The 13410-nt window shown below is 30.5% G+C and carries 14 protein-coding genes and 2 tRNA genes; all 16 read left to right on the top strand.

All coding sequences use genetic code 11. From position 1 onward, the window contains the following. The first annotated feature begins 47 nt into the window (after nt 1–47). On the top strand, nt 48–494 hold the full coding sequence (rplI, locus tag BJL90_RS05220) for a 50S ribosomal protein L9 (RefSeq protein WP_070964954.1): 447 nt from the start codon (nt 48–50) through the stop codon (nt 492–494). A gap of 172 nt (nt 495–666) precedes the next feature. Continuing rightward, nucleotides 667–2010 (top strand): replicative DNA helicase, encoded by a 1344-nt coding sequence (gene dnaB, locus BJL90_RS05215; RefSeq protein ID WP_070964952.1) that lies wholly within the window; start codon nt 667–669, stop codon nt 2008–2010. After that, on the top strand, nt 1988–2623 hold the full coding sequence (locus BJL90_RS05210) for a GNAT family N-acetyltransferase (RefSeq protein WP_236905026.1): 636 nt from the start codon (nt 1988–1990) through the stop codon (nt 2621–2623). The genes dnaB and BJL90_RS05210 overlap by 23 nt, the downstream gene beginning before the upstream one ends. A gap of 202 nt (nt 2624–2825) precedes the next feature. After that, a complete protein-coding gene (locus BJL90_RS05205; RefSeq protein WP_070964949.1) occupies nt 2826–3035 on the top strand; it encodes a DUF1858 domain-containing protein in 210 nt (69 codons plus the stop codon). Between the two features lie 470 nt (nt 3036–3505). Beyond that, complete coding sequence (locus BJL90_RS05200; protein WP_070964947.1) at nt 3506–4789, top strand: adenylosuccinate synthase; 1284 nt, start codon at nt 3506–3508, stop codon at nt 4787–4789. A 99-nt stretch (nt 4790–4888) separates the two neighbouring features. Then, nucleotides 4889–4964: transfer RNA gene (locus BJL90_RS05195), tRNA-Lys, on the top strand. A 60-nt stretch (nt 4965–5024) separates the two neighbouring features. Then, nucleotides 5025–5099, top strand: a tRNA-Glu gene (locus tag BJL90_RS05190). 287 nt (nt 5100–5386) lie between these two features. Next, nucleotides 5387–5851 (top strand): hypothetical protein, encoded by a 465-nt coding sequence (locus tag BJL90_RS05185; protein WP_070964945.1) that lies wholly within the window; start codon nt 5387–5389, stop codon nt 5849–5851. 12 nt (nt 5852–5863) lie between these two features. Continuing rightward, a complete protein-coding gene (locus BJL90_RS05180; protein WP_070964943.1) occupies nt 5864–6730 on the top strand; it encodes a sensor histidine kinase in 867 nt (288 codons plus the stop codon). Then, nucleotides 6708–6962, top strand: coding sequence for an accessory gene regulator B family protein (locus tag BJL90_RS05175; protein WP_070964941.1), 255 nt, complete (start codon nt 6708–6710; stop codon nt 6960–6962). Before BJL90_RS05180 ends, BJL90_RS05175 begins: the two co-directional genes overlap by 23 nt. A gap of 22 nt (nt 6963–6984) precedes the next feature. Further along, nucleotides 6985–7650 carry a LytR/AlgR family response regulator transcription factor gene (locus BJL90_RS05170; RefSeq protein ID WP_169824192.1) on the top strand — a complete coding sequence of 222 codons (666 nt, stop codon included), beginning with the start codon at nt 6985–6987 and terminating at the stop codon, nt 7648–7650. Between the two features lie 222 nt (nt 7651–7872). Next, complete coding sequence (locus BJL90_RS05165) at nt 7873–8157, top strand: PqqD family protein (RefSeq protein ID WP_070964935.1); 285 nt, start codon at nt 7873–7875, stop codon at nt 8155–8157. Between the two features lie 15 nt (nt 8158–8172). Continuing rightward, nucleotides 8173–9210, top strand: coding sequence for a radical SAM/SPASM domain-containing protein (locus tag BJL90_RS05160; protein ID WP_070964932.1), 1038 nt, complete (start codon nt 8173–8175; stop codon nt 9208–9210). Between the two features lie 74 nt (nt 9211–9284). Beyond that, nucleotides 9285–9482, top strand: a complete 198-nt coding sequence (locus BJL90_RS21800) for a hypothetical protein (RefSeq protein WP_156778710.1) — start codon at nt 9285–9287, stop codon at nt 9480–9482. A 310-nt stretch (nt 9483–9792) separates the two neighbouring features. Beyond that, complete coding sequence (locus BJL90_RS05155) at nt 9793–11556, top strand: ATP-binding cassette domain-containing protein (RefSeq protein ID WP_070964929.1); 1764 nt, start codon at nt 9793–9795, stop codon at nt 11554–11556. A gap of 87 nt (nt 11557–11643) precedes the next feature. Further along, nucleotides 11644–13407 carry an ABC transporter ATP-binding protein gene (locus tag BJL90_RS05150; protein ID WP_070964926.1) on the top strand — a complete coding sequence of 588 codons (1764 nt, stop codon included), beginning with the start codon at nt 11644–11646 and terminating at the stop codon, nt 13405–13407. The last annotated feature ends 3 nt before the right edge of the window (nt 13408–13410 follow it).

Genomic DNA, 13410 nt, shown 5'->3' with positions numbered 1-13410 from the left:
GTTAGAAACTACTATACAAGAATATTTTGACGAGGGGGAAGAATAACATGAAGGTTATCTTATTACAAGATGTAAAAGGCCAAGGAAAAAAAGGAGATGTCGTTAATGTTAGCGATGGTTATGCAAGAAACTTTTTATTCCCTAAAAATTTAGCAGTAGAAGCTACTGGTGGAAATATGAAAACATTGGAACAACAGAATAAAGCCAGAGAACAGAAGCAACAAGAAGAACTACAAAAATCAAAGGAGTTAGCCGCAAAAATCGAAAAACTTACTGTGGAATTAAAAGCAAAAGCAGGGGAAGGTGGAAGACTTTTTGGCTCCGTAACCTCTAAGGATATTAGCGAACTGGTAAATAAAAAGCATGGCATTAAATTAGATAAGAAAAAAATTGTTTTACCAGATCCAATAAGAGAATTAGGTGTAAAATACTTGGAAGTAAAGATACAGCCTGGTGTTGTTGCAAAATTAAAAGTTCATGTGATGGAAGAGTAAAGTTTAAGGGTTGGAGATTTTCTCCAACCTTTATCCTTCGGTGTATTGCTAAGGTCTCCACTTCTTAAAGTGGATGATCAAGCATTACATCCTCGAAGTAAATTCCACTATAATTCAGGAGGAAATAAAAACTCCCTTGAATTAAGTCTCATTTTATTTAGGAGGAATTTTTATGGAGGGAATGAATACATTTAAAGTACCACCCCATAGTATAGAAGCAGAGCAGTCGATTTTAGGATCTATGTTGATGGATAAAGAGTCTATTATCGTTATTCTAGAAATCATTAAGCCAGAGGACTTTTATAAGGAAGCACATAAAGAAATCTTTGAAGCTATTTATACCCTCTTTAATAGAGAAGAACCAGTAGATTTAATTACGTTAACAGAAGAATTAAAGAGAAGAGGAACACTAGAAGCTATTGGTGGGATACCTTATATCAATAGTTTATCAGAAGGTGTACCAATTACTGCCAATGCAAAATACTATGCAGATATTGTAGAAGAGAAGGCTACTTTAAGAAGACTTATCCGATCTTCAGAAGAAATTATCAACTTGAGCTTTAATCCTGATATGGAGGTGCCTCAAGTTCTGGAATTAGCACAGAAGCATATTTATGATATCTCTCAAAACAGACATCAAGAAGGCTTCACCCCAATCAAAACTGTGTTATCACAAACTTTTGATAAGATTGAAGAACTCTACGAAAACAAAAAAAGTATTACTGGATTGACAACAGGTTTTGCCGATTTAGATAAAAAGCTAAGTGGTTTTCATAAGTCCGACTTAGTGTTGGTGGCGGCTAGACCTGCTATGGGTAAATCTGCTTTTTCTTTAAACTTAGCTCAAAATGCTGCTATTAAAGCATCTGCCTCTGTAGCTATCTTCAGTTTAGAAATGTCTAAAGAACAGCTGATGTTAAGAATGTTGGCAGCAGAGTCGATGGTAAGCTTGAATAAAATACAAAATGGAAATTTAAATGAAGAAGAATGGACAAAACTTGCAGCAGCCATGCTGCCCTTGTCTCAAGCTAATATCTACTTTGATGATACTGCTGGTATCAGTATCATGGAAATGCGCTCAAAATGTAGAAGATTGAAGCTGGAAACAGGATTAGATTTAGTATTGGTAGATTATCTTCAACTCATGCAGGGGGATGGGAGAATAGAAAATCGCCAGCAAGAGATTTCAGCTATATCTAGGAATCTAAAGGTAATGGCAAAAGAGTTGGATTGTCCTGTTATTGCATTATCTCAGTTATCTCGCGCACCGGAACTAAGGGCAGACCATCGGCCTATCCTATCAGATCTAAGGGAATCTGGAGCGATAGAGCAGGATGCAGACTTGGTTATGTTTCTATATCGGGATGAATACTATCACCCTGATAGTGATAAAAAAAATGTTGCAGAGGTTATTATAGCAAAGCATCGACATGGTGAAACAGGCTCTGTAGAACTTTATTGGGCGGGAGAATACCAAAAGTTTTTAAACTACGATGGCTATAGGTCAGAAGAGTGACTTTCGACGGAGGATAGAGATGATCGTTATTGCTAGGGGTAAATTAACCTACATTACAGAAATTCAAAGACAACAGGTGAATGCTATGCAATTTTGGGGAAAACATAAGGACCCTTTATTTGATAGCTATAATTTTCCTGTTATGAATGAGGCACAGCGAGAATATTGGTATCGAAATAAAAAATATACTTTGTCTAAAAAATGTTTTGGTGTCAGCAATTTACAACATCAATTTGTGGGATATATTGCATTAAGAAATATCAGATGGATTAGAAGAATAAGTGAATTAGGAATCGTATTTGATCCTAATCATATTAACAAAGGATATGGTACAGATGCTTTAAAATGTTTTTTGAAATATTATTTTGAGAATATGAAAATGAAACAGCTAAATTTGAAGGTAGCGATATTTAATAAGAGAGCAGAAAAGTGCTATGAAAACTGTGGATTTCAGTTGCAGGAAATAAAGTATGATGAATTTGAAGATCAAAAATTTCCAGTTTTTGAAAAAGATGAGCTAAAAGAATATCAACAGTTTTTTAAAAAAGAGGGAACAATATTATTAACGCAATATAAGCATATGTGTATAACAAAGGAAAGATATATAAAGTAAATAACATAATTATCCACATTATCCACCAAACAAATGTGTATAATTATGGGAAATGTGGACAACATAACAAGAATATTGAAAAAAATCCACATAATAGTTGATAAAGGATGTCAAAAATGGTAACATTAAGAGGTATATAGTATAAGAGGTTACAAAAGTGTCATTTTTATACAATTAATGGGAGTTTAAGGAGGAGTAAGTTATGGCTAAAATAACAGAAGATATGACAATTATGCAAGTGCTACAACAAGATCGAGAAAGCGCTGCTATTTTTATGAAGTATGGCTTGCATTGCCTTGGTTGTCCTGGTGCTACTATGGAGAGCATTGCAGACGCTGGAAAAGTACATGGAATTGACGTAGCGAAGCTAGTAGAAGATTTAAATAAGTTTTTTGAATCAAAAGAGAAATAATAACAAAAAATAAAGCCTAGGTGGATAAACATCTAGGTTTTTTTATTTGTTATCCACATTGTGGATAAAGGTGCAGCTTCTATTATATTAAAATTTAAGAAAGTGTGTTTATAGATATTAGGAAACCGTAGTTATAAATTCGAATGTTATTATATATCATCGTATTAACATTCGTATATTTATTGACTACCCTCCTATTATATGTTAATATTAATACGTGTTGTTCGATACATAAAGAACAATAAAAATAAAAATTTTAATACGTTGAACTTTTTAATAAGACGAATCGCTATCACGAAATATTTGATAAAGCAGGAAAACATTATAATGCCTTCAATTTTCTATTTATTAAAAATATTAAGATAAAAAATTTAAAAACAAAAAAAGTCGGTGACAGGTCTTATGAAGGAAGATTTTGACATAATTTCTTGTTTGTTATAAAAAAATAAAGAGATATAGGGGTGGAAAATATGCCATCAGTTGTCGTAGTAGGCGCCCAGTGGGGTGACGAAGGCAAAGGAAAAATTATTGATTATTTAGCAGGTAAAGCTCAAGTAGTTGTGAGGGCTCAGGGAGGAAATAACGCTGGACATACAGTTATTGTAGAAGATAAAAAGTATGCATTCCATTTGCTGCCCTCTGGTGTATTGTATAAGGATAAGTTGAATGTTATTGGAAATGGTGTAGTTTTTGATCCTGAGGGTTTTCTAAAGGAAGTAGAGGTTTTAGAAGCGCAAGGAATCGACACCTCTAATATAAGAATAGATGAAAGAGTGCATGTTATTTTCCCTTATCACAAAAAGATAGATGCCTTAGAAGAAGAGGCGAGGGGAGAAGCTCAGATAGGGACAACAAAAAAAGGAATAGGCCCTTGTTATATGGATAAAATAGAACGTTCTGGGATTCGTTTAGGAGAAATGATTGATAAAGACGTATTTAAAGATCGTTTGTTTTCTCAGATAGAAAGAAAAAATAAAATTATTGAAAAAATTTATGACAGTGAAGGTTTTGATAAAAATGTTATTTATGAAACCTACTGTGAATATGCAGAGAGATTGAAAAAGTATGTAGCAGATACTACGATTTTGGTGCATGAGGCCTTAGATGCTGGAGAAAAGGTTTTGTTTGAGGGTGCTCAGGGAACTCTATTAGATATTGATTTAGGGACTTATCCTTATGTGACTTCTTCTCATCCCACTTCTGGAGGATTTTGTGTAGGGGCTGGTGTTGGGCCAAATAAGTTACAGGAGATTATTGGTGTAGTAAAGGCATACACCACAAGAGTTGGATTAGGACCCTTTCCTACAGAACTAGATAATGAAATAGGGGACCTTATTAGAGTAAAAGGAAATGAGTTTGGGACAACCACTGGAAGGCCAAGAAGATGTGGCTGGTTTGATGGCGTGATGGTGAAGTATACCACGAGAGTGAATGGGCTTACGGGCATTTCTCTTATGTTATTAGATGTATTAAGTGGTTTTGAGAAAATAAAGATATGTACAGGTTATGAGATTGAAGGAAAGGTAACAGAAAACTTTCCTGCTAATTTAAAGATGTTGGCGAAAAGTAAACCGGTTTATGAAGAACTTGATGGATGGGAAGAGGATATTACCAAGGTTGAAAAGTATGAGGATTTACCGAAAAATGCCAAAGCATATATAGCTAAAATTGAAGAATACGTAGGTTTACCAGTAAAAATGGTCTCCGTAGGGCCTAAAAGGAATCAAACCATTGTAAGACAAACTATTTTTTAAGGGTAAGAAGCACTTTATAAAGTGCTTTTTCTTTTTTCGACAAAAATCGTTGACAGATCTCTTATTTTATATTATCATATATAACTGTGAGTAACATTTGACCCATTAGCTCAGTCGGTAGAGCACCTGACTTTTAATCAGGGTGTCCCGCGTTCGAGTCGCGGATGGGTCACCATTAAGCCAACGTATTCGGCAGGGCTTGGTTGAGGGAAACTGGGTTTTGCTGAATTTTATTGGCCCCTTGGTCAAGCGGTTAAGACACCGCCCTTTCACGGCGGTAACAGGGGTTCGATTCCCCTAGGGGTCACCAATTGAAAAAAACCTTACATCTAATAAGATGTAAGGTTTTTTTCAATTGGTGAGAATAGTCCGCCCATAGAAGTACTTTTTATCGCGAAAAAATTCTATGAAAGGTGATTTCTCACCTATGAAAAGTATATCATTCAAACTAGATGAGACCGATATAGATCAACTTGAGTTTATTTATCACAATTTCTTCATATAAAAGTTCCTACAAATTCCTACAAATTTTTCAACAAAAATATGGTAATATATGTTACATGGATATACCTAAGGAGATTTCGGAGGGCTTATTATATGTTAAATTACATCTATATTGCACTATTAATATCTTTTCCAGAAGCTTTACTTATATTTCTATTGGGTTTTTATCTTTCAAATGTTAGGAATATAAACATATCTAAACTGTTAATCATGGCATTGATCCAGTCAATTATTGCTTTTCTTTTAATGCTAACTATGATATCAATTACCATTAGGCCTTTGATACAGATTGTTTCTATGTATCTATTGGTTTTAATGTTCTTGAAATTCACTTATTATAAAGCAATAATTCCTGTGTTGATAGGCAGCTTTTTACAAGGAGGATTGCAAAGTATTGTTTTCCCTATGATTAGCAAAGCTTTTAACATCGAACTAGTTGCTTTACGAGAAAACCTTCAAAGTGCTATCTTATGTTATATTCCTGTATTTATACTATCAATAATGATGTTGGTCATTATTACAAAGAGCCGATTCCATGTCTGTGATATCAAGTCCTAGAGGGTAAAGATATTGAAAGGTTTACAAAAATACATTGTATTATTTACAATATTATTTCAAGCTACTATCATTTTAATGTTTAATACATCTATTTTAGGGACAACTTCTTTAGAAGACCTTAAACAAAATATACCCTTTTTTAATGTGATCATCGTTATGATAACGGTATTTATTGTTATTTCTTTTAAAAAACTAGGTGATTATGAGACTAAACAAGCTGAATTAAAATTAGTCAAAACCAATATGAAGGCAATAGAAGAATTAATAACATTACTCCGAACTGAACGACATGACTATATTAGCCATATCCAAGCTATCCAAGCAATGCTCTATCTAGAAGAATATAAAGAGTTAGACGAATATATAAAAGGGATAGCAGCAGAATATAGAGTAACCAGTCAAATTATTCGTGTGGGACATCCAGCTTTAACAGCTTTATTAAATTCTAAAAGAGAAATAGTGCAAGAAAAGGGCATTTATTTTCATATTGATTGTAGGCATAAAATTGATATTATTGAATGGACCTCTTGGGAATTATGTAGTCTGTTTTCTAATTTAATAGAAAATGCAATAGAGGCTGTTACATCTATTATTGGTGAAAAGTGGATAAGACTTACCATGGATGATCAGGATGATAGTTATATGATAGAGATCGAAAACCCAGGTCAAATAGAACAGGAAGTTATAGACACCTTGCATGAACCGGGCGTTTCTACTAAGGATTCAGTAGGAAGAGGATATGGTCTTCATATCTGCAAAAAAATAGTGGATAAATATAGCGGAACTATAGAATTTAAGAATACAAAAAAGAATACTGTGGTTTTTACGGTTAGATTACCAAGGGGAGAAAATAATTATGATACAAAAGCTATCTCATAATATTTCTTCTTATTTGTGTGATGAATTAAATTATGATGACGAAAAGAGAGAAATACTTTCCTATGGGCTTCAAATTTTTCTAGGCACATTAGTTAAAGTATTAACGATATGCATTCTTTCCTATGTTTTTAATATTTTTAAATCTACAATGGTAGTATCTTTATCCTTTGTATTTTTTAGACGAATTATAGAAGGTAGGTTTGTTATCTATGATAACGATATTAATAGGTGATGATTATCAATACACAAGAAAAATGCTAGAAAAAATAGCCTCAGAAAATCCTTTTGTCAGCAGAATATTTGCAGTAGAAGATGGTCTAGAGGCAGTGAAGATAGTACAACAAGAAACAATTGATATTGCACTACTTGATATTGATATGCCTAATCTAAATGGGATAGAAGCAGCAAAAATTATCAGTAAAATGTCTCCTAAGACAAAATTTGTTTTTATTACCGCTCATATGGACTATGCTATTGATTCCTTTGCTGTTCATCCTTATAATTATTTACTTAAACCAATAGATATCTCAGTTTTTAAAGACAATATAAATGAACTTGTAATGAGCATAACGAGTGAACCCAAACAATCCAGTATAAGCATGATCACTGTAAAAGACAAAAATAATACATGTATGCTCTCCCTAAAAGAGATAATTTATTTTCAAAAAGTAGATAAAGCTACAGTTGTGCATACTAACAAAGAGGAATATCTTATAAATAAGACTTTAACAGAACTAGAAAATAAGTTAAACAGTAATTTTTTAAGGGTGCATCAATCTTTCATAATAAATATCGACAAAACCGCTAAAATCCAGGATATGGGAGATAGATCCTACCGTATTGAATTTAATGGTACTAAAAAAACAGCTTATATGAGTAGGTATAGGTTTGAAAAGCTAAAAGGGACTTTCACTTTTTAAATAGAAGTGAAAGTCTTTTTGTATGGTTATTTACACCTCAAAATTGGCTAAATAGGACGGATATTTGGTTAAATAAGGGAAATTGGTATAAAAATAGACAAAAAAGTATTAATATATACTTGAACAAACTAAGTTTCCATGATTTTCTAAATACAGCTTAGTTATTTGTACAAAACTTAGGTAGTTACACTGTGTATGGCTAAGTGATGGAGGGAGATTTACATGAATTTAGCAAGTATATTACAGAAAAAAGATTTGATATATGAAAAGACAGATGATGAAACAGTTATTCTAAGTGATGATAAGGATGAATTTCATATTTTAAATGAAACAGCAACGTTTTTATTAGATCATTGTGATGGTAAAACAATTAAAGAGCTTATTACTTTTTTGTACAACACCTGTGTCAATAAAGATGAAATAAAATATGAAGAAGTTAAAGAAGATTGTATACCGATCATCGAGGAAATGGTAAATAAAGGTCTTATAACCATTATTTCAGATTAGGCAGGTGATATAGAAATGTTTACTTTAGGTGGAGTATATGTTGAAATAACTTCAAAGTGTAATTTGCGATGTTTGCATTGTTATAACGAATCTGGTAGTAAAGATAATATTTTGTCATTAAATGAAATTGAAAACCTAGTATATAGTATTAAAAAATCAGAAAATCATGGATTTGCAATATCTGGGGGAGAACCATTCATGCATCCGCAAATATTTGAAATAATTGAGCTATTAAATAAAAATGACATAAAACCCAATGTTATATCAAATGCAACATTAATAAACGAGAAAATTTGTGAAAAACTCAAAAAATATAAATGTTCTTTCCAAATAAGTTTAAATGGTTCTTGTGCGAAAGTACATGAAAGTATATGTGGGACAGGTACTTTTAATAAAACAATAGCAGGAATCAAAAATTTGATAAGTATGGGTACTAGCGATATATCAATAAATATTGTATTAAATAAAAACAATGCAAATGATGTTGTTGATATAATTAAAATTATAACTGAGTTAGGAATTACTAATATTGAGATATCTTCAATTAATATGTTAGGACGAGCTGAAGATAATAAAGAAGAGATAGCTCTAGATATAATGGAAATAGATGAATTAGTCAATACTTGGAGTCGTAATGAATATATTCAAAAAATGAAGAAAAAAGATATTAAGATTAGATTCCCGCAATACTCTAATGGCTGCCCGTTGCTTTCAGATGATAGTACAGAAGCTATTAAAATAAATCCTAGAATTGATTCATTAGGAAATGTACATATATGTCAAAGTTTTGAGTCTAACGCCCATATTATTGGAAATATCAGAGAGAATGTTCTTTATGATATTATATATAACAACATTCGTTTAGCTAATGTAATAAAGGAATTAAAGGACGATCGAGATAATATGAAGGAATGTAAATTATGTATTTGGCAAAAAATGTGTCCTAGAGGATGTCCTGCAATTTCATTAATGAGAGGATCCACAAAAACTACTGATGGATATTGTTCCTTAAGAAAAAAACAGTTTTTAATGGGTATAAAAAGTTGTATTTAAATTTTTTATTATTTTGATTAAGATGGTGCAAAATATACTCTTTATCTATTTAAGATTAGGGGAGGTTATCAACAATGGGAAAATATAATAGACCGCTTATTCAATCAATTCCTATACCACCCGAACCACCAATACCACCAATACCAACGATAGGTGGTGGAGAAATGAGTTGTCCAGAAACTTATTGTGTTTCAGCATATAGTTCTCCGGATGATTCACAGAATTGTGGCAGTTATTGTAGTTTAGGATATTGTTCTTCATATAGTTCTTAAGAACTAGTAATAATCTAATTATCTAGGAGGTGATAACATGGTATACAAAAAACCAACATTTAATTCATTGAGTACTGAAAAAATAAGCTTCGCAAATGCTGGATCTTGCCGTACTTATTGTAATTCAGGTTATTGTGCAGGTTCGTATTGTGCAGGATATAGTTGGTAGGAATTAACCTGCAAAGAAGCTTAATAAAGAGAGATATTTTCACCGTTTTAATAGATAACTTTATTATTAGAAAAGGCACTTCATATTTTGAAATGCCTTTTCTTAAAATTTTGTTGTGATTTTACAAATTTGGAGGTGTATATGATAAGCAATATATTATGGACATTTAAAATATGCTTTAAAAGCAAACCTTTTTTAATTTTATTTATTATATTAAGTTATGTTGTTCTATATGCAATAGAGCCGATAAGCCTAATCATTACACAAAAAATTATATTCGTTTTAGAAACTTCCTCAAATGACTTAAATTTAATTATCTATTTAGTTTTGGGATTTATATTTGTCAACGCTATTAATAATATTCAATTTGCATTTTCATTACCATTTATTGAATCAATGGAGCATATAATTTCAAATACTTTGCAAAAAAAGTTATTTTATGCTGTTAATTGCACCAACTACATTAATCTAGATAATAGCGAGTATTTAACAAAGTTAAATCGTGCAAAGGAAACAACTTGGTATAACTTATCAAATGTATTGAATGATAATTTGCATTTTATAGGAACTATAATCAGTTTTTTATCGGTTAGTGTAATCATAATAACTCATAACTGGATATATTTAATGCTTTTTATAATAATTGCAATTATAAATAATATAACGATAAAAAAATATTCTAAAGAAAAGCTTAGCCTTAGGAGAGATATTGATTTTAAAAATAGGAAATTGGCATATACAATGAACTTAATGACAAATAGACAAAGTATAAAAGAAGTAAGAACATATTTGCTGTTTGATTGGTTATTTGAAAAGTGGAAACTAATGTTTATTGAAATCAAAAAAATGCGTATTAATTTTTTAATTAAGTGGTCAAAAATTAAAGTATGCTTAGGTATATTTACTAGCATTGCAGATAAAGCAATTTTGCTTTTGCTAATTTATGACCTACATAATAGTAAAATAAATATAAGTGTATTTGTACTTATTTATCAGGCAAAAAATTCTATAATGCATTTATTAAATAGCATATTTACACAAATATCTACTATATTTGAAGATTCTTCATATATAAGAGAACTGAGGGAGGTTTTAACGGAAGCTTCTGAGGATAAAATTTTACAAAACCATAATAATGTTGAAAATGAACAATTAATATTAGAACTTAAACATCTAAACTTTAACTATAATGAAAATAATAAGCTGCTGAAAAATATAGATTTGAAAATTAATAAAGGTGAAATTGTTGCGTTGATTGGAGAAAATGGTTGTGGAAAAAGCACGCTTGCTAAAATTATATTAGGCATCCTTAGACCCTCTAGTGGTAAGGTATATAGAGCAAGCTCAGATTATAGTGCTGTTTTTCAAGATTTTGCAAAATTTGAACTTTCACTTAGAGAGAATGTAGGATTTGGAGATATTAGAAACTTAGATAATGATTATAAGATAAAAGAAGCGTTATCTAATGGAGATAGTTTAGAGATTATGAGTAAAACAAATAATTCTTTGGATACAATTTTAGGAAAACAATTTGAAGAAGGTGGAACTGATATTTCGGGTGGAGAATGGCAAAGGATTGCTATCAGTAGAGGATTTATGAATAATTCGACCCTTATTATTTTTGATGAGCCCGCGGCTAACTTAGATCCTCTAGCTGAGTTAAAACAGTTTGAAAACATAAAAAACAATTTAAGGGATAAGGGAGCAGTTTTAATATCTCACAGGGTAGGTTTAGCACGAATGGCAAATAGAATTATATACATGGAACAAGGAGAGATTATTGAGGAAGGTACACATGAACAGTTAATGGGAATGGATTCTAAGTATAAAAAATTTTTTTGTATGCAATCCAAATGGTATGAGAAGGTAAAATCTGAAACTACACTTGCAGAAAGTACAAGTTAAAAAAACAAGACAAATAAACTATCTAGGAGATGGGTGAATTTCAATCGTTTTGTGCTTTGAGCCAAATAATAAGGAAAGGTTATGAGTATGGAAAAAATAAAAAATATATATGAAAAAGCTAATATATATGTAAAAATGTTAAATTTAATAAAAGAAGGTATTGGAAAGTATTTCTTTTTAATTATTTTTATAAATATATTGATTTCTACAAAATTGGCATTATCTACTTATTATCATAAGACAATAATAGATACTGTGTCAAAAATCCCTATTAATATGGATTTAGCTTTTAAAACATTATTTGTTTTATGGATACTTGAAATTTTTATATTGGTTTTTAATGAATTATCAGCTTATATAAAAACTATAATAAAGTATAGAATTGATTATACTATATCAAAAAGAATAACTGATAAAATGGCAAAGATAAAAGTAGAGGTAATGGAAAATATTGAAATCTATGATTTGCTCGATAGGGTTAATAGTAATGTTCCAACTGGTATAGCAGATACAATATTACTTATAATAGATGTATTCTTAAATATATTTAAGATTATAAGTTTTTCTTTTGTTTTAATTAATATTAAATGGTATTTTCCGATTGTAAGTATCTTAACTTCAATTCCATATTTATTTGTTTTATCAAAGCAGGGATTTGATACATATATTATGCAGGTTGCTCAAAACAAAAATACAAGAAAGTTAAATTATTTATTTGAAATATTAACGAATAGAGTGTACTCAAAAGAAATAAGAACGTTTAACTTAATTGATTTTCTCGTTGAAAAGATATATAAGATAAGAAAAACCATATGGGATGAAAAAATAGAGCTTATTTATAAACATAGTAGATGGACTATTTATATTAATATACTTAAAAATATTTCTATAGGCATATGCCTTTTTATTACTTGTATCGATGTTATACAGAAAAGAACTAGTTTAGGAAGTGTTGTTTTAGTTATTAGTGCTATTCAGAATATGATTTATAGTGCAACATTTATTATGCAATATATTGCAAAGATTAATAAACAGGTGTTTTATATAAATGACTTTAATAAATTTATTCTTATGCCAGAAGAAGAAGATACTTTGCAAAAATCTATTTCTAATTTTAAAATTGTTTGTGAAAATATTTCTTTTTCTTATCCTAATACAAGCTATCAGAGCCTTGATAATATCAATTTAACGATAAATGAAAATGAGATTATAGCAATTGTAGGGGAGAATGGAAGCGGTAAAACAACTTTTATAAATTTGCTTCTTGGAATATTTAAACCGACATCGGGAGCAATTTATGTAGGTGATAGAGAGCTGCCTACTATAATTAATGAGTTTAGAAAGAAGTCAGTATGTATATTCCAAAATTTTATAAGATATCAATTTACAGTTGAAGAAAATATTAACGCAGGTAATTTTGGACAAAAAAATAGACTAAAATCTTTTTATGCAAAGACTTTTTTAGATTTTGTAAACAAACTACCTTTTGGATATAATACTGAATTAGGGCAATTAGAAAACGGTTCAATAGAATTATCAGGTGGTGAGTGGCAGAAGATTGCAATTTGTCGTGCTTTGTGTAGGGAAGATTTAAAACTAATTATTTTGGATGAACCAATGTCTGCATTAGACCCAAAAGTTGAATCGGATTTATATCACGAATTTAGGGATTTATGTAAAAACAAACAAGCAATAATGATTTCTCATAGATTAGGAGCAACAAAAGTCTGTGATAGAATCTATGTCTTTGATAAAGGTAAAATAATAGAAAATGGCACGCATGAAGAATTAATAAAGAAGGGCGGAAAGTATTATAAAATGTATAAAGCACAACAAAGTTTATATGTTTAGATT

Origin of the sequence: Clostridium formicaceticum (assembly GCF_001854185.1) — a bacterium.
Classification (GTDB): Bacteria; Bacillota; Clostridia; order Peptostreptococcales; family Natronincolaceae; genus Andreesenella; species Andreesenella formicacetica.
This window is presented reverse-complemented; position numbering and strand designations above follow the sequence as displayed.